This window comes from Roseibium alexandrii DFL-11 (genome assembly GCF_000158095.2).
Taxonomy (GTDB): domain Bacteria; phylum Pseudomonadota; class Alphaproteobacteria; order Rhizobiales; family Stappiaceae; genus Roseibium; species Roseibium alexandrii.
Map to the genome: position 1 here is coordinate 86,291 of NZ_CM011002.1, position 16,534 is coordinate 102,824.

At 50.8% G+C, this 16,534-nt stretch carries 19 protein-coding genes; 10 read left to right on the forward strand and 9 right to left on the reverse strand.

What is annotated here, in order from left to right:
• Window positions 1-207: 207 nt before the first annotated feature.
• The 3 genes from SADFL11_RS00365 to SADFL11_RS00380 all read right to left on the reverse strand — a co-directional run bounded on the left by SADFL11_RS00365 (window position 208) and on the right by SADFL11_RS00380 (window position 4,422).
• Window positions 208-1,329: a hypothetical protein gene (locus SADFL11_RS00365; protein ID WP_040450845.1), complete on the reverse strand. Its 1,122-nt coding sequence runs from the start codon at window positions 1,327-1,329 to the stop codon at window positions 208-210.
• Entirely contained in the window at window positions 1,329-2,504 is a 1,176-nt protein-coding gene (locus SADFL11_RS00370) for a hypothetical protein (protein WP_050775987.1), read from the reverse strand. Before SADFL11_RS00370 ends, SADFL11_RS00365 begins: the two co-directional genes overlap by 1 nt.
• 868 nt (window positions 2,505-3,372) lie before the next feature.
• Complete coding sequence (locus tag SADFL11_RS00380; RefSeq protein ID WP_134852855.1) at window positions 3,373-4,422, reverse strand: hypothetical protein; 1,050 nt, start codon at window positions 4,420-4,422, stop codon at window positions 3,373-3,375.
• A 693-nt stretch (window positions 4,423-5,115) separates the two neighbouring features.
• Here SADFL11_RS00380 and SADFL11_RS00385 point away from each other — a divergent pair.
• On the forward strand, window positions 5,116-5,910 hold the full coding sequence (locus SADFL11_RS00385; protein WP_040450844.1) for a hypothetical protein: 795 nt from the start codon (window positions 5,116-5,118) through the stop codon (window positions 5,908-5,910).
• 155 nt (window positions 5,911-6,065) lie between these two features.
• On the opposite strand, the gene SADFL11_RS25800 is transcribed toward SADFL11_RS00385, so the two are convergent.
• The 5 genes from SADFL11_RS25800 to SADFL11_RS00410 form a co-directional block, all read right to left on the reverse strand.
• The gene (locus SADFL11_RS25800; RefSeq protein WP_081450478.1) at window positions 6,066-6,695 is read right to left on the reverse strand and encodes a helix-turn-helix transcriptional regulator; all 630 of its coding nucleotides are present in this window, start codon (window positions 6,693-6,695) and stop codon (window positions 6,066-6,068) included.
• A 133-nt stretch (window positions 6,696-6,828) separates the two neighbouring features.
• Window positions 6,829-7,083 carry a helix-turn-helix transcriptional regulator gene (locus SADFL11_RS25805; RefSeq protein WP_040450842.1) on the reverse strand — a complete coding sequence of 85 codons (255 nt, stop codon included), beginning with the start codon at window positions 7,081-7,083 and terminating at the stop codon, window positions 6,829-6,831.
• A gap of 33 nt (window positions 7,084-7,116) precedes the next feature.
• Window positions 7,117-7,656, reverse strand: coding sequence for a hypothetical protein (locus SADFL11_RS00400; RefSeq protein WP_040450841.1), 540 nt, complete (start codon window positions 7,654-7,656; stop codon window positions 7,117-7,119).
• Window positions 7,649-8,842, reverse strand: a complete 1,194-nt coding sequence (locus SADFL11_RS00405) for a tyrosine-type recombinase/integrase (RefSeq protein ID WP_008191316.1) — start codon at window positions 8,840-8,842, stop codon at window positions 7,649-7,651. The genes SADFL11_RS00400 and SADFL11_RS00405 overlap by 8 nt, the downstream gene beginning before the upstream one ends.
• Window positions 8,843-9,098: 256 nt before the next feature.
• On the reverse strand, window positions 9,099-9,623 hold the full coding sequence (locus tag SADFL11_RS00410; RefSeq protein ID WP_167578934.1) for a flavodoxin domain-containing protein: 525 nt from the start codon (window positions 9,621-9,623) through the stop codon (window positions 9,099-9,101).
• A 247-nt stretch (window positions 9,624-9,870) separates the two neighbouring features.
• Here SADFL11_RS00410 and SADFL11_RS00415 point away from each other — a divergent pair, with 247 nt between their 5' ends.
• On the forward strand, window positions 9,871-10,878 hold the full coding sequence (locus tag SADFL11_RS00415; protein ID WP_008192281.1) for an LLM class flavin-dependent oxidoreductase: 1,008 nt from the start codon (window positions 9,871-9,873) through the stop codon (window positions 10,876-10,878).
• A gap of 42 nt (window positions 10,879-10,920) precedes the next feature.
• On the opposite strand, the gene SADFL11_RS00420 is transcribed toward SADFL11_RS00415, so the two are convergent.
• Window positions 10,921-11,586 (reverse strand): hypothetical protein, encoded by a 666-nt coding sequence (locus SADFL11_RS00420; protein WP_134852856.1) that lies wholly within the window; start codon window positions 11,584-11,586, stop codon window positions 10,921-10,923.
• Between the two features lie 416 nt (window positions 11,587-12,002).
• Here SADFL11_RS00420 and SADFL11_RS00425 point away from each other — a divergent pair, with 416 nt between their 5' ends.
• From SADFL11_RS00425 to SADFL11_RS00465, 8 genes are all read left to right on the forward strand, one after another.
• Window positions 12,003-12,608 (forward strand): RNA polymerase sigma factor, encoded by a 606-nt coding sequence (locus SADFL11_RS00425; RefSeq protein ID WP_134852857.1) that lies wholly within the window; start codon window positions 12,003-12,005, stop codon window positions 12,606-12,608.
• A 77-nt stretch (window positions 12,609-12,685) separates the two neighbouring features.
• Window positions 12,686-12,916, forward strand: a complete 231-nt coding sequence (locus SADFL11_RS00430) for a RebB family R body protein (protein ID WP_008188621.1) — start codon at window positions 12,686-12,688, stop codon at window positions 12,914-12,916.
• Window positions 12,917-12,951: 35 nt separating this feature from the next.
• Complete coding sequence (locus SADFL11_RS00435) at window positions 12,952-13,593, forward strand: hypothetical protein (RefSeq protein WP_008196835.1); 642 nt, start codon at window positions 12,952-12,954, stop codon at window positions 13,591-13,593.
• 31 nt (window positions 13,594-13,624) lie between these two features.
• Window positions 13,625-13,915: a hypothetical protein gene (locus tag SADFL11_RS00440; RefSeq protein ID WP_040450839.1), complete on the forward strand. Its 291-nt coding sequence runs from the start codon at window positions 13,625-13,627 to the stop codon at window positions 13,913-13,915.
• Window positions 13,912-14,571: a hypothetical protein gene (locus SADFL11_RS00445; RefSeq protein ID WP_040450838.1), complete on the forward strand. Its 660-nt coding sequence runs from the start codon at window positions 13,912-13,914 to the stop codon at window positions 14,569-14,571. The genes SADFL11_RS00440 and SADFL11_RS00445 overlap by 4 nt, the downstream gene beginning before the upstream one ends.
• Window positions 14,528-15,325, forward strand: coding sequence for a hypothetical protein (locus SADFL11_RS25165; RefSeq protein ID WP_081450477.1), 798 nt, complete (start codon window positions 14,528-14,530; stop codon window positions 15,323-15,325). Before SADFL11_RS00445 ends, SADFL11_RS25165 begins: the two co-directional genes overlap by 44 nt.
• Window positions 15,326-15,529: 204 nt before the next feature.
• Complete coding sequence (locus tag SADFL11_RS00460) at window positions 15,530-15,859, forward strand: RebB family R body protein (protein ID WP_040450837.1); 330 nt, start codon at window positions 15,530-15,532, stop codon at window positions 15,857-15,859.
• A gap of 234 nt (window positions 15,860-16,093) precedes the next feature.
• Window positions 16,094-16,462, forward strand: a complete 369-nt coding sequence (locus SADFL11_RS00465; RefSeq protein WP_134852858.1) for a RebB family R body protein — start codon at window positions 16,094-16,096, stop codon at window positions 16,460-16,462.
• The last annotated feature ends 72 nt before the right edge of the window (window positions 16,463-16,534 follow it).

Consider the following 16,534-nt stretch of genomic DNA (forward strand, 5'->3'; position numbering starts at 1 on the left):
GAATTTGCGATTGCACGGAAACCAAGCTTTCGCGGCGCCCGGAACGAATGATCAAAAGAGTGCGGAAAGGGACTGTAGAATTTTGTATAGTGCGAAGAGCTAAGTGGACGTTCTTGCACAAGGAAACCACAGTTGGCTTCGGCCCTAAGCTGCTTACCCGTAGCCCGCCCGAAACAAAGGCAGGCTTTTGACAATACCACGTGTACCTTAAATCAAGTCTCTTAGAGCCTGAGATGAAAAAATCTGAGTGCAGAACTCGAGCAGAAGTGGTTCGGCGAAATCCTGGACAAAACCAGTTTCTGCATCTGTTAGGATGAATTCTCCTATTCTGCTGTGGGCAATTGAGCATCGAACCCGATAGATCCAATACGCAGAAATCGTTGAGATGAATGTGCAATAGTCTTCTCGGGCCATTAGCGCTTGATCGTTTTTTAGATCAGCCTCTGAATAGCGACCTGCACTTAAGCTTCCAGTTACACTAGCCCACCTCGGTGGGTTCTGGGAGGGCGCGATGGGATTGCCATTCTTGGAATGATCATCGAAAATCTTCTTAGCTATGTCTTCATATCCAGAAATGGATGTGAGTTTTTCAGCGAGGGCTTCGTGATCGCAAATAAACTCACGTGATATGGATATCAGTCTGTCCACCTCCTTTGTTGCATGTGCATTCAGAATTGTGGATAGGCCGCGGATATCATCTGTTAGCTGTTTAATTCTCAGAACGGTTATTGTGTCAAAGAGCAGCTCAATACAGTGGTATAGGCGCAAAAAACGCTCAAAAGGATTGCGAGCATATGTGTAACGAGCAAAAGCTTCGGAATGGTGTTGCGATGGTACGGAAATCCGAGAGTTTGCGACAATACTAGAAAATGGTAGGCGTGCGCTACGTGGGGCCGCGAAATGGCTAAAACCGCCCCAAATGTCCGCGGTTGATCTAAGGTCGCGGTCGTATTCCGCTGGAGGAATGTCAGATGTAACAAGGAAATCTGTAGAGAAAACGTGACCTAGTTCACCGAATTCTTCTCGTGTAACATCATCCAAATAGGCTAAAAATTCAGCTGACGATAGTGTATAAAAGTCATCGAGTTTCTTTCCTTTGATCAAAAGAAGCTGTCCGAGGTCTCGACCATCTTCATGAGTGATATCGACGCTGTCTCTGTTGCGTTCGGTTTTTGAAGAAGTCTTATTTACGCGAAAAATACCTGAATTTGAAATTTCGAGGAAGTTAACGTGGTCAACTATTTCCGCAGGAACAAAGTCTTCCTGGGTTTCGAAGATACGTTCGAACTCACCCGAAGTGAGCACGTCTTCTATCTCTTCAGCACGCATTAGTCGGCAGCCAGGTTCCAGGCTTCGACCAAGGTTATATCTCCTTCAGCCCTAAAGTACTCTTTCAACCCATTTGCTAAAAGTCTTCTGGTGTAGGTTCCTACATTGATTTTTCGAGCACTCTTTCCCATACGAATTGCATCAAGTTCTTCGAGTTGTAGAGGGTCAGAGCCAGGCGCTGATTGAGATATGTCTTCGACTAGCTTGTTCAGCGCCGACTTTGTTCTGCGCTGCTTTTTTGCGTTGATGCTCTCGCTTGCGCTTCCACCCCCGCTTGGGGCGTACTGAGCTATCGACGCGAAAAATGAGATGCAGGTGTTTTCGCTGGTTAACCAATGCGGAGAACGAAGGTTTGATTTTTCGTCGTCTTCTTGGTTATTGCCATCTGCACTTGAATAAACTCGAAATACCTCTTCATCGAGTTTTGCGTATATCTTAAAGTAATCAATAAAATCAGAAAACTGTTCTCGAATGCTGGTTTCACCCATGTCTAGTGCGTTATCGACTTGAAGCTTTTGAGAAATCAGGTTGTCCTTATTCAGCTCAGTCGCGCCAGAAACAAATGCCTGGTACCCAGAAACAACCACTTGAAGAGGGTAGATCCGAGGCTTTCGGCGCCTTTTTTGATCCCTTTCTGTGACGAGGGTGATACTTCCTATTTCGTTTTCAATAGCCTTATGGAGGGAAGCGAAAAGAAGCTCTATCTGATGCCTTGCGGACATGGGCTTTTGTCCGGCATTCAGCACGATTATGCGGTAAACAAGCTTTTCAAGGTCGCTTTCGATCCAAATCTCGAGAAGTAGTTTCTGACCTTCCTTGAAATAATAGTCTTCTTTTTTTAGATCGTCCAAAATGTAGGTCCGCTGCAAACCATCCAAGATGTTGCAACGCCCAGGCATTGAGAGATACTTGGTCAGTCCCGCCTCATCTCCGATAGCCTTTTTTGCATCATCGACAAATTCTGGCTTTAGAGCGAGTGTTATGGTCGGGAGCGATGCGCCTAAACGAATATCGTCCTTTAGTCTTCCATAAGCTTTGTGCGCTTCACGCTTTCTCTGGATAACAAAGGAACCATAGTCGTTGCCAACTATTCGCAAATACTCATCAGGCGTGACTTGCGCGTAAATGATTTGTGTATCTGATCTGAGATCTTTGGCTTCACCGATAATTTTCATCTTATGTGCTGCGTCCTATTTCGCAGGCCGGTTGCTGATGGGCTGCGTGTTTTTCGGCGAGGCCGGTATGACTTCACGGAAAAGCTATCCGTATTTCTAGCTGAAATACAAGTGGTTGCCGAGAGTTGTATTTACACGCCTTGACCGTGTCCAGCCAGATAGAGAAAACACGTTCCATCGATGCGTCGCAACGTGATCGCTATGTGCCGCGTCGCCGGCTTTAAAGGCCGCAGCGCGACGTGCGCTACTGCGATTATTGGTAGCGCGGGAGTTTCCAGCACGAATTACAGCCAGTAGACATACATTCGCGATAAATTGAGACCAAAGCCAATCTCTGCAATGGGCGGAAAGATCCAATTTTTTGAATGTCCGAATGATCATTGACTGGGAATTGTTCAGTAGTTGTCTGAGAGTTACCACCTCTGTCAAAAACCGCATGACCTAGTCACATCCAAACGCTGTGCATGTTCCCGAAAAGTGATTTCCATAACTGTCCGTACCAGAATAGCTTCTGAAGCCGTTGCCAAAGTTATGCTGTTGCATATTCCAGCTCCGCCCATTAGTTCTTCCGTCAGTGTATGTTGAATTTCCAAACGTTTGTGAATTCTGGGACCAGGTCGATCCAGTACGACTATTCCTACCTTGCATCATGGTCGTGTTTCCGAAACGCTGGACAGTGTAGGAGTTTCCAGAACTGTCATAACAAGTAGAAAAAGAACTTGTTCCGATGCAGTCAGCGTATGCATTGGACCCGAGGGTCATAAATACTAAGGCTATCACTGTGTGTTTCATATTTTCTCCAAATTTCAAAAGTGTTCGAGATACTTAAACTGAATTCACGTGTTTCAGAGTTACTTTAATTATTCGGCTAGCTGTAAGCCCAGAACGCCACATGCTCATACTGAAAGCCGTTGGCTTGAAGTCCGACAATTTCAGCCTCGGATGTTGAAAGTGCATGCGATCCAGTTTCTGGATCATACAATCGGTGTACTGCGACCCGGCCAGCTCCACCTTCATCAAAGGCTTTAAAAACCGCGCCTTCATAACGGAAGTTAGCTAGGAAGCCGCTGTTATCTGGATTGTTGATAATGTAATCCCGTTCAGCTTCGCTATCAGTGAAAAAGTGACCGCCGGTGCTTTGGTTTAAGAACCTAAAGATGGCCTCAGCGTCCTGTTCTGTATTGTCCCATACATCTACCACGTTGAATGGACGTCCTTGATAGGTGAAGTACGGAAGGTTGGTTTGCACACTTAGTGCTTCATCGACATTCGCGGTGTAGAAAAATGCGTCTGTACCTGTGTTGTAAAACCGGACCAGGTCTGTGCCTTGAGTGCCTGAAAAGTCAGGTAGAAACTCTGTAAACTCAGCTCCTGTTATTTCTGCTTCGCGCTGTGTGATGCTGGTTACGTAATTTATCACGTCTGCTGCTGTTGCGCTGATACCCAATACTGTCGAGCCGTAAACATCAGTGCTGTAGTTTCCCAAGAAGTTAGGCGCCGATTGAATAACGTTGTTCACCTGATCGTAGGTGAAAATGCCCTCGAAAAACTCAAAGTATTCGATCCGCTTTTCTGGATTAAACCAGTCCGCTACAGCGACAACATGTTGCGTTCTGTAATTTGCCACAAGCAGGTGCTGGTTATCTAGATATGCAACATACAGATCTGGATCTGAGAGGGTGGTGCCGATGGCGCGAACTATATCAGTACCGCCAGTGTCATGAATAAGAACGTATGCTCCATCAAAGACATTGTAGGTGTCATTACCAAGTCCACCTGACAACAGGCTGGCGTAGTTGTAATCGTATGTCCAAAACGTGTCGTTGCCAGAAAGTCCATAATATTCGCGATAACTAGAGACAAAAAATGTATCGTCTACTAACTCACCTGAAATCTCGGGGTAACGCGGTACCGCCATCAAAAACTCCATTCCGACTATTAACACTATGCAGCAAAAATCGGGTTGCCTTCAGTCCGAAGCACCTTTTCGGGTAGTAATATATAACCTGGGATTTACGTGTCACGATTTAAATTAAATCGTAGGTGGTGTTGATGAGGCAACCTCCATTGTTCCTAGTTTGCGGTTTTGGGGTATGCAATCTAGCTTGCGCGCAAACAGATGCTGTTGAAAAAGTAGCAGTAATGAACTGTGCAAGGCGTTTTTGAAATTCGTGCGGTCAATGTAGTTACGAAGGTGTTTTGACCTCAGTTATGATGGGTCAGCATTGCTTACCTATAAAGTGAGTACACCTATATAACACTTTTAGTCCGTCGCTGGCGAAGGCAGCGGGTATGAACGCGGAGCGCGTAGCGCGTAGCGTGAGCCTGCGAACCCGGAACGCTCATCAGTCCTTCCGAACAAGGATGTAAACAATCGCGAGCTAGCCCTTAGATCCATTACTCGTCGGCAAACAAAGTCATTTTTGAATGTCGCCAAATTTCCCAAGAAGCGTTTGGATTTGATGCTCGTTAAATGATATCCGCTGGATGATTGCAATTTTAGAACGTATTGAGAGTGTCATTGGAACAGACAGCAACGATTACCTACGAAGATATTCGGCCCCATCTAGTTTACGATTTGTCTAACTTTCGGTCAGACGGCTACCTTCAGATGACCGTTGCGCACGCCCTAGACGACGCTGTGACAAGCGCTGGTAAGGGGGGAGTTGCCGATGCTGTCAACGCCGCGTTCACAAACGAGTTGGGCGCTGACATCGGTTTGGTCTTTGAAAATGCGTTTACGAGCTTCCTGTCCGGGTTTGACGTGCCCCCTGGTGGTGGCGAGACCTTTGGGGGTGGACAGGTCCGAACTGTCCTTGAAAATGCAATAAATAGCATCTCTGACGCGCAGTATCAGGTGCTCGTGGCCGCCAGTGGTGGCGAACTTGGCATTTCAGCCATGAGCGGCATGATCAATACGTCTTCAAACCAACTTATATATGCACTTAGGGATCTGGCTGGTCCTGAGGGGGCTGTCTACCGTTTCTTCAATTCGGAAAGCGGGTCGCACTTCTACACAACTTCGGTGGAAGAGCGTGACGACATAGCCGCAAACTTGCCCCACATGGCGCTTGAGGGTCCAAGCTTCATTACCGACGCCTACTCAAGCACAGGTACTGCCTTGCACCGTTTCTACAACACTTTGACGGACGCGCACTTCTTTACAACGTCGGCAGATGAGAAAGCCTATGTTGAGGATAGCTTTCCGCAGTTTGTTTATGAAGGCGTTGCAACCTACGTGTACGCTGATCCGACCGGCACAAGCGACCAAGGCGTATTCCGGCTCTACAACGAAGACACTGGCACACATTTGTTTACGGCATCGGAGGCCGAGGCAGCCAACGTGCAAAACGTCCTCGGCTGGAAGCTAGAAAGCGTCAACGCTTTTTACGTTGAGCTGGCATAACAACAAAAGCAGACTGGGCGTTTCGATTTTTCTTACCAAGTCCGGCTCATTTTCCGAAATTAGGCGCAATGCTGCTAAAGGTTTGGTTGTTTGAGCGCGTTGACCATGTGTAGTGCCAGAATGGGCTAGACCGGCCACACTGATCGCTTAGATCTTCACGTGTTGTCCGTGTTTCGGCTGTCAATGATTTCGAAATTGTTGGGGTGGTTCTTATGAATGTGTTGTACTTGTCTATAGGCTCTTCTGTGGTCATCTTTGCCGCACCAAATCATGTCCGCTGATAATTCTATCCAGCCTCGACCCCAGTTTATTATGATGTTGTGTTCCTTTAGCAGTTTGATAGCGCGTTCAACGGTTGACGTGCTCATATTAAGAGCAGACGCAATTTCAGACTGAGTTACACGCGCCCGGCACCCCACTACCGTCAGTCGGCCGATGATCTGTGTGTCCGTCCGTTCTATCTCTCGAAATTCTGACATGCGAAAATGAGACGCTATGAACAGAAGTATGTCATTACCGTGATGTTTTGCTAGTGCGGCTGCGTGTTGCTGGAGAATGCGATTATAGTCATCGTACATACGATAATGTGGGACAAACGGTTCGTCTGCCGGGTAAACGGAAACCCTCACTGGTTGCCCAGAGACTGCTGAAGCCGCCAGCCCGCGGGCCACTTCGGTATTGGGTAGTCGAATTTCTGGAACTAGGTCGGCGCGCTGTGGTCTAGGCATTTTGCTTACCAAACAAGACAAAGGGAAGCGCTTCCGGAAAGGTACGAAACCCCGCATTTATGACGGGTTTCGTACCTTTTTCAGAACCAAAACCCTCATATGTGAGGGGTTGATCCGATGATTTTCTATATATTTCAGATACTTAAATCTCTATATATACAATACGGATCATGGATTTGGTGATTTGGGACTATATGGTGCTTGATATCTGGCAGGTCTCAAGCCAGCGCCTGAGGTCACCAGCGCGGTAGGCGACTAATTTACTGCCCATCTTGATGAAGCGCGGTCCTTGGCCTTCGTGAGCCCATCTAGCTAGGGTCTGGGGGGCGATGCCCAGATAGGCCTGAACATCTGCTCGGCGGATCAGTGTGTCGTCGTCAGAGGGCAGGGGGAGTAGGGCTGGATCGTGTGTATTCATGAGGAACTCTCCGGCAGTGGTTGACATCTTAAAGCTGCCAAATCTCACCAGATAATTCGTCTATTGATTTCGATGCGTATTTTTCTGTTTATTGAGGTTCAACAAGTTTTTTAGCCACTTAACACGTTGTGCCTTTGTCCCGCTGAATATCAGTTCAGAGGCAATCCGAAACTCACCGCAGATGATCGCGTAGCAAATTTTTTGATAGGACAGTTTTTCGTTGGGGTCGATATTAGGGAAATGTTCGAGACGGTGTCTGTAGTTATGAAACTTGCTTTCTAGTGAAGCAAAAACTGGATCATCGGTCGAGCATTGCATTTCTTCCCAATAAGGAAGTTGGCCTGTTTTTAGAAACGCGTCTTTTGCATTGTAGAAAAGTGCAGATCGCCAGCTTTCGTTCTTTCGCCGGTTGGATATTGTTGTCTCGAATACCTCGATTACCACCGGTGCTCGATTACTGCCAGATACCCCTTGCGCATCTTCAAGAGTGAAGTCATCCGAACGATATCGTCCTAGTTTTTCCTCCAAGCGATCGATCAGATAGGCCTCGACCTCTTCAATTGTAGCCGTTTCGGGATCAGGTTTAGATGTGTCACTCATCGGAGATCTCTCTCAGTCTCTTCGCCCAATCGTCCAGCGCCCGTTTTCGGTCGTCCAAAAACTCATGTCGCTGGTATACCGCAGCAACACCGCTGATAGCGCCGGTCTTGTGATTGAGGATTGCATCAGCAACATGATGCCAAACGCCCATTGCTGCCATCTGCGTTACGACTGTGCGGCGAATGTCATGAATGCGCCAGTCAGTAACGCCGGATAATTCATCAAGCTGCTTCTTTGCTTTTGAGAACCCACTGATGCTCGTTTTACCGTTTGTTGTAAAAACCAGATCGCTCTCGGTTCCATTAGCGTTTGCGAATTTGGGAATTGATTGCAACACGTCCAACGAAGCTTGCGACAAATGAACGACATGTGCTTTGCCGTTCTTCGCTCGCTCTGCTGGAATTGTCCATGTTGCGCTATCGAGGTTGATCTCACTCCATCGCATGCCAGAAACTTCGCCGCGTCGTTGCGCTGTAAGAAAAAGCAATTTCACATAATACCCAAACGGAAAGCCCATCTTATCTGTGGCATTCAAGATTGCTGCGAGCTCGGCGGTATCTAGTGCGCGATCGCGGGAAACCTCTTTTTTAGGAGCGGCGACGTTTGCAGCAGGGCTGGTTTCGATTACCCCACGACCAACACACCAGTTTAGAAACTTGCGAACTGCAGCCAGTGTTCTGTTTGCTGTTGTATGCGCACCTCGACCTGACACTCTATCAACGATGCTGATGATGTCGTGCTTGGTCACGTCGTGGATGGACTTGTTGCCAATAACAGGGATCACGTCGTGATCAAGCAGCCGCGTTGTCTCACGTGCGGATCGGTTTTGTGAGACGTGCTTTTCGATAAACTGACTGACCAGGTCTTTGGTTAAATCGTTCAATTGCTTGGCGCGTTCGGCTTTCTGCTGAGCACCAAGGTCGATGCCCTGAGCACTGTTGTGGATCACATCAAGGGCTGCGTCGCGTGCCTGTTGGACTGTAAAGTCTCCGTACTTGCCAATCGTGTATTTCTTGGCTGCGCCTTTGTGGCCCTTAGGTCGATGTTGAACGATGAACACCTTGCGGCCTTTAGGTGTCACTTTCACCCCGAACCCCTTGAGTACGGTGTCCCAGTGCACGACGTCCCGAGGGCCAGGAATTATCCCTTCCACAACTGATTTGGTGAGTTTTCTTGGTTCGGCCATTGCTGCGCCTCGTTTGCTGCCTAGATGAGATATAGGCAGCAAAATAGAGGAATGCAATGCATCGCACAGGAATGGTGTGGACTGGAGTTTCTAGCTATCTATCTGTAAATGCGTACTTATAGGAAGCTAGTGAGCCTCGGTGGAACTAAGTAGCACCAGTCTCTTAATCAGCGGGTCTGGGGTTCGAGCCCCCACTCACCCACCAAAATTCCCATGACGACCAAACCAAACTGGGCCGGTTTAAACGCTGCTCACATCAGCTGGTGGTGATCTCCACAGTCTTTTGCTTCAATGCATCCCAGTCTGTGAATTCGCGCGTGTCTGAAAGATCTTCATCAAAATGAGCCGCCAGATCCCCTTCCAGCAAGGCCGATTTTTGAAACCAGTCGTAAATCCCCGGTTTGATTGCTCCGGCGGTCAGGAGCGTATGCGTCGGTTGCCACTCCGTTGTTTCCAGAAACGTGTCCACATATCCTTGGGCTTCGCTCTGGGTGTCTGGAAATGCTGCTGCAAGGCTCACGGACACCAGGAGACTCGGCAATTTGTTTAACCGTTCGCGATTAGCGTAAACGAATAGCTGAAGATCTGGTTGGTGCTTGCCAGAGTGTACAGACCCTGCGACGATAACGTGGTCATAGTCTGTGATTGTGAGCCCGTCAGAAACATCGCCGACGTTGTGGAACCGAACCTGGTGACCGGAATTGGTCAGTAATCCGGCCATGAATTTGGCAATCTTGTTCGTTTGCCCTTCGGTGCTTGCATAGACAATCAGAAACTTCACGGCTGCCCCCATTGCTTTCACTCGATGATCGAGGCTAGCACGGCGGGGTTTTGCCGTTCGTCCGCATTTTCACGTGCTTTTTAGTGCCCGGTTGCGGCAAATCGCCTTACTTAAAAGTGACAGCTCCTGCATGCTGGATCAGGATTGTTGCGGGGGGATAAAAAATCAGCCGGTGTTAGCTAAAATGCGGTCGTTAGGCTTGTATGGTCGTGTTTGAGTGAATAGCTGCCAGGCGAAGGAGCTGCTCATGCATAAGTTTTCCCTGCTCGATCTGTCGCCCATTCCGGAGGGCAAAACGGCAGCCGATGCGCTAAACAACTCGGTAGTGCTTGCCCAATTGGCTGAGAACAATGGTTTTCACCGGTTTTGGCTTGCAGAGCACCATAATATGCCCGGGATCGCCAGTGCGGCGACCGCTGTTGTGATCGGACATGTCGCTGGGGCGACCTGCACCATCCGGGTTGGTGCCGGTGGGATCATGCTGCCCAATCATGCTCCGCTTGTCGTCGCAGAACAGTTCGGCACGCTGGCAACGCTTTATCCGGGCCGGATAGATCTGGGCTTGGGAAGGGCGCCTGGAACAGATATGGCAACGGCGCGCGCTTTGCGGCGGCATATGGCTCCGGACGACACCTTTCCCCAAGACGTTCAAGAGTTGCTCGCCTATTTCGCAGACGAGGCAGAAAGCGGACGTGTCCGCGCAATTCCGGGTGCGGGCACACATGTTCCGGTCTGGATCCTTGGCTCTAGCCTTTATGGGGCTCAGCTGGCAGCGCACTATGGTTTGCCTTATGCGTTTGCTTCGCACTTCGCGCCAGACATGCTGGAAGAGGCGCTTACCATCTACCGGGCGCAGTTCCAGCCGTCGCGATATCTGGATCAGCCTTATGCCGTGATGGCCGCTGGTGTCTGTGCGGCGGCGAGCGATGAAGAGGCACAGTACCTGCGGTCCTCGCAATATCTTGCGTTTGCGCGCCTTAGGACCGGGTGGCCAGGCAAATTACCGTATCCGGTAGAGGATTTGTCTCCAGAAATTCCGGCGCCGGTTCTTGCGCAGGTGAAACATGCGCTCTCCTGTTCTGCCACGGGGTCTCCGGATACAGTCCATGTTCAGATTCAGAATCTGCTGGATCGTTATAAGCCAGATGAATTGATGGTCACCGGCATGATTCATGATCACAAGGCGCGTCTCCGGTCTTTTGAAATCGCAGGTGCTGCCTTGCGGGATTTACAAGTTAAACCGCAGGCCGCTTAGGTGCAGGATGTAAGAGGCTCATGGTTTTGTGCCCCGCCGCAGCTAGTTTTCTAGGTTCAGGGCTGTGCTTTTCACGCGGTCAGAAGCCTCATGTATCTGAAGGACCCGGATCAGGCTGAAAACCCTTTCAAATCCGGATGAGGACTTGAATTTAAGCACAAGGCGCTGCTGAGTGATATTCGGGACCTTCGGTCCGAGGAGCGGTCCTGTTCTTTGAATGTCAAAGGACGGTTCCCCCGCAATTGCCATATGATAGGCATCCGTTGCCGCCGCCACGTATTTTTCCGGCAGCACATCAACAACCGGACGATTGTTCGAAATCGCAGCCGGAAACATCCTGCGGAACGTGCTGTCGCGCCCGGCAAAGGTCAACTCAGGCACTTTGCCTGCATCGGCTTCGGGCAAGGTGAGAATAAACTTTGAGGAGAGTTTCGTCAGGCGGTCATCGTTTTGAATGACGCCTTTGTTTTCGTGCCAGAGATTGAAAAGAAATTTTTCCTCATCGCCGGCCAGGCCACTTTCGACGGCTTCGATTGGCATTGGCTTAATGAAATAAGGTTCATTGCCGCACAACAGCAACTGATCTCTTGGAGGCAAAAGCCTGTTCTGCTCAGCAGCAACGGCAATTATATCATCATGGGCTGCTTTTGCCAGCAAGGCCTGTTGTTCTTCCGACAGGTGGCTTGTGCGGTTGTGTGAGAAAAGCAACTGACAATAAAAGTCCAGAAGATAAAGGCAATCACATTTGGCCGCGATGTGGAACAATTGCAAAAACGAGGGTTTGTTCGGGGTAGGCCGGTCTGGATACATTGCCTGTTTCTCTCATTCGTAATCTGCGTTTCTGCTGATTACGCTGCTGTTCCTACAATGTCCTGTGTCATCGCTTAAATCGCTAAACGCTATTTAAGGTTGTATTCGCGGTTGTGCTGCGATGTTCGTATGCTAAACTGCATAATGAAACTCACATATCTTAATACAATGAAAACATGATGTTGTTGGCGATATTATGATTTGAGGCAAGCCTTTTCCGAGAAAATCTCAAAAAACAGGTCACAAGAAAAAATTCCTAGCGTCCTTGGGTTGTGTGAACAAAACGGGTTCAAAGTGCGAAACGGAGACGCCGTATGACAGGCCAGAACGCACAGGTGTTGAGGTGGAATGGTCCAGCGCAAAGCCTTTGGATGAGCTGGATTGACGATGGGCAGGTGCTGCGCCGCAGAGCTCTTCGCCTGACCCGCGGTGATCGGGAGGCGGCTGAGGATTTGTTGTCGGCGACTTTGATTAAGGCGGTTAGCCACGTTGAGCGGCACCATACGGCTATTCGTGAACCGCGGGCTTTCCTGCTGTTTGCGATGAAGAACGAATATATCAGCCGTTTGCGTAAGGAGACGTCGGAACGCCAGGTTCGTGATTTCGGAGCTGACATCTATCAGGATCACAAAGCTGATCTTGCAGACAGGCAGCCGGATCAGGAGAACACATTGCGGCATCAGGATGCATTGCGGGCTGTTCTGGCGGCAGTTGATGCCTTGACACCAGAATTCAAACGCATTTTCCGGCTGAGGTTCTGCGAAGAGTGCACCTACAAGGAAATTGCCGTGACCATGGCCATTTCGGAACCGCTTGCCCGCAAGCGTGTCCAGCACCTTCGTCAGCATTTGCGCGAGGCCGTTGGGGAAGACAATGCGCCTGGCAAACAAACCCGCCCAGTGTCACAGGCGATGCAATGAAGCGTCCACTCTCCTGACGGCTCGTACCGGATACACAGGCCGATTGGATCGCGATCAACACGGAACTGGATGAAGAGATGGCTGACCTCGTCAATGCACAAATCACGGATGCGGTGACACAAACCAACGTCAAAGTTGTTGCCGAGGCCCCGGCCCAGGCCATAGCCAGCCTTTATCAGGTGGCAAGCCACGCGTCCGGTTTGTCTATTCAAAACGCGGTCCACAGTCAGCAGGCCATGAACCAGATCACCACCGCGGTGGTTTCCAAGGCGTGCCAGCTGATCATGGATATCGGCGAAACCGGCTAACGGCCTAAGAAGCGTCAATCAGGGAGTAACCAGTGATGTTTGACGCGCTCAAGTCATTGATGGGTAGAGACAAGCCGGCTTCGAAACCGGCGGACCCGGCAACAGAGGCCAATGCCGCCGTTCCGGGATTATCACGCGATGCAAACGGTCACTTGAAACCTGCGGCGCAGAAGGACACACAGGCCATGACAGCTTCTAAGAATGGCAACGGCGATAAGTCTGAAAACGGCGCGCCAGGCGGAGCCGGTCCCGCCAAAGGCGGTGACAGTGGGGGGCAGAACAATCCGCAACCTGCTCCGGCTGCATCCACAGCGCCAGTCACCAGTGCGCTCAATCAGCAAGTAGTTCAGGCTGCCGAGTTTTCCAACTACGAAAATGCCGAATATGCGCCGACCATGGTGTCGACAGCGCCGGAGTTGATGGTTGGCCAGACAACCGGCCTCGCGGTTCAAGACGCTGCAAACTACATGAATGCTATCATGCAGATCGCGGTGGCGGCACAGGCCGTTGCGATCAAGAAAGCGGCTGAGAATCCACCGCTTGCCGGCGAGGAAATCCCGCTCTTGACCGACATCCAGCAAATGGTGACCCAAGCGGTGAGTGTTTATGGAAGCGTAAGTACCGCAGCAGGAACCTCGTCCAAAACGGTGATCTCTGATTTTAAAACGGGGTCATAATCTTGCGGGCTGAACCAATAGGAGGCAGCCAATGTTTGCACATCATCCGGAGCGCCGGGGGCCGTCAATACCGGCCATCGCGAAGGAAACTAATCTCTGGCTTTTGAAAACGCCCCGATCCCTTGCGGGTGATGACGACGAAAACCGGGGCCATGACGAAACAGGTCGCGATAAAAGCGTTCCGGGAGACGATAGCGAGCGAGGGAAGCTTCGAAAGGTTCGGAAGGAAAAAACGATTTCAGAGGCGTTTGAAGACCTGAGCGCGGATGAAAAGGAGACGGTCAACCGCCTGTTGGACCGCATGACCGGGAGAAAGAAATGACCGTACATCTCATAACTGCCTACCGCGAGATTGATGATCTTCTGCTTGAGTGCCTTGTGAACTGGGCCGAAGTTGCGGAACAGGTTCGCGGCAGCTTTACGGAACCGGAAGTCCATATCGAGTTTGCTCAACGGTCAACCTATCTGGTGGAGGCCCGCGCATCCGTGGAAGCAGCTCTACGGGCGCTGGACGGGGTAAACGATCAAATCGCATCTGAGGCAGTTGTCAGCATTCAGGTAAGCGATACGGAAAAAGCAAGATCGCAGGATCATGGCCAGTGCGGCTGTGTGGATCCAGGGTTCCCGGTCTGCGCCGATCACAGCCTTCCGGCGGATGTGTCCAGTTCCCGGCCGGACCGTCCTCAGCGCCCTCAAGAGCATTGCCGAGGTCAAATTCGCGATTGGAACCGGGATATCCTTGCATGCCGGCATCAAAAAATTAGGGGGGCTGGAAACGCCGATCGGTCCAATCCAGCGTCAGGACGCTCGAGTGCACAGCGGATTGCGTCAATCCGCGAGCAGATGGTTTCCAGATTGCAGGACCGTGAGCCACCACCACCCGAATGGGAACAACAAACGTCAGAGCCGAGCGATGAGATAAAGGAGCCGGAAAATGGTCCGCAAACCAAGTCCAGCCGCCCCCGCAGACGCGGGTGACCCAACGGCTTCTGCCCAAGGCGCCAAAGGCGCGCCGGCGACTGCGGCAGCCGATACACCCCCCCCCCAGAAAGCTGGGCCTTCCGACAGAACCAGCGGTCAAGCAGCTGCCGCTGTACAAACTGCATCAAGCGCACCTTCTGGTGAGGCAGGTAGCGCTGGTCAACAAAACGCCGCTCCCGGACCAGCTCCAGGTACAGGCACTGGCTCTGGCTCTGGCTCTGGCTCTGGCTCTGGCCGAGGAAGCAGCGGAGGCTCAGACCTCCTCAAGGAAATTCTTGAGGGTTTCCTGAAAACCTCGACTTTGCAGTCCGACTACCAATCCCTCTACCGGTCTTTACCGACAGTTGTCGGGATCGCAGCCGAGATTTTGAAGAAAAAGGAAGCCGGGGATGCCGCGCTGGATGAAGGGATGCAAGCGGTTGAACGCGTCCTGACTGATGCGCGGGACAAGGCAGAGCAACTTTCCAATACCATGTCCGCGCAACAGGCTGACCTTGAAAAACTTCTGAATGACAAGGCCTCCCTCACTGAGCTTTTGAAAGCCAGTCAGCAGAAGAAGGGGGAGGCGTTCCAGGGCATGCCGCAATTTGGGCCAGGCACAGCGGCACTGGCTGATCCAAAGGTTGCTTACCAGCTCAACACATTGATGGGGAATATCAACTCGATGGTCGCCAGAGAGGTTGAGCGCCAAATCGCGGGGCTTCGGTCTCAAGCGAATGCGGCCCCGCAACACAACAGACCAAAATCATAATCTGGATTTCAAAAGCATTATATGAGCCCGCCCGCCATCGTCGGCGGGCTTTTTGTTTGACGGGATGTTTCTCAGTCGGAATTGACGTTTTTCCATTTTTATCAATCAGATAAGCCAGGTTTACTTTCACACAGAAGATTTGCGGGCGTCTAACCAAGTGCCGATAGCCGAATATGAACCGGCTCAGCTCAAGGAGTAGCAAATATGGCAGATCCCGTAACAGTGAACCCGATGGTCACGGACGCCGTGACCCAATCCAACGTCAAGGTGGTTGGTGAAGCCCCGGCCATGGCCATCAGCACTTTGTACCAGTCGATGGCACACTCAACCGGCATTTTGTTTGAAAATGCGGTGGCCGCACAACAGCAGCAAAACATTCTTGCGCAGGCTGCAGCGAACCAGGGTGTCATGCAGATCTACAGCATGGACACCATGGCTGGTGCGGGCGCGACCGAGAAGGTTGGCCAGACCGGTGTTGCCGACAATCTCACCGGTCTTATGACGGTCCTTCAGGCTTTCAGCGGCGGCCGGTAAGCCGAAGCCCGCACTATAAGCCATTGGCTCTGTTCCAATTTCTGGAACGGAGCCATTACGTATGCGTGAAGCAATAAAGAATTAACAACTATAGGTTGATACTTCCTGCGACCTCATCCCGGTCGCCCTGATGATTATTGGGTGTATCCAAAAGCGTGGATCCAACGGGACAAGGCGTACAGGGCAGGTGAAGCCCCACCAAACCGGATCATCCGGCAAGTGAAGGAAGATATCATGCCAAGCAAATCTCAAGCGCAGCCGGAGCAACCGGCTGATATGCCTTTAAATACCCTTGAATCTGACATGGAGACCCTGTCCAAGATCGGCGAGGCGGCAAATCTCAATGATCTCGTTCTCGGGCTGTCTCCCGCTGTTGCGGTGGCCAGCCTGTATGTTTCCAACGCGAACTCGCTTAGCATTTTGTATGAAAATGCGGTGGCGACGCAGCAACAGCAGACCCAACTGGCCCAAAGCGCATTGAAAGCCGGGATCGCGCAGCTGCACAAGGTCACCGAAAGCAGCAGCGCTGCAACCGCGGCCGCTGAAAACCCGGATCAGGATCTGCTGGATCTTTTGAAGGCCGTCAAGAACGCGGTTCAATAACTGCCAACTGTGGCTTCGACGGGTGTTTCTGAAGGGGTCCGAGAAACTGCGGACTTTTCAGGCAGGGGGCTG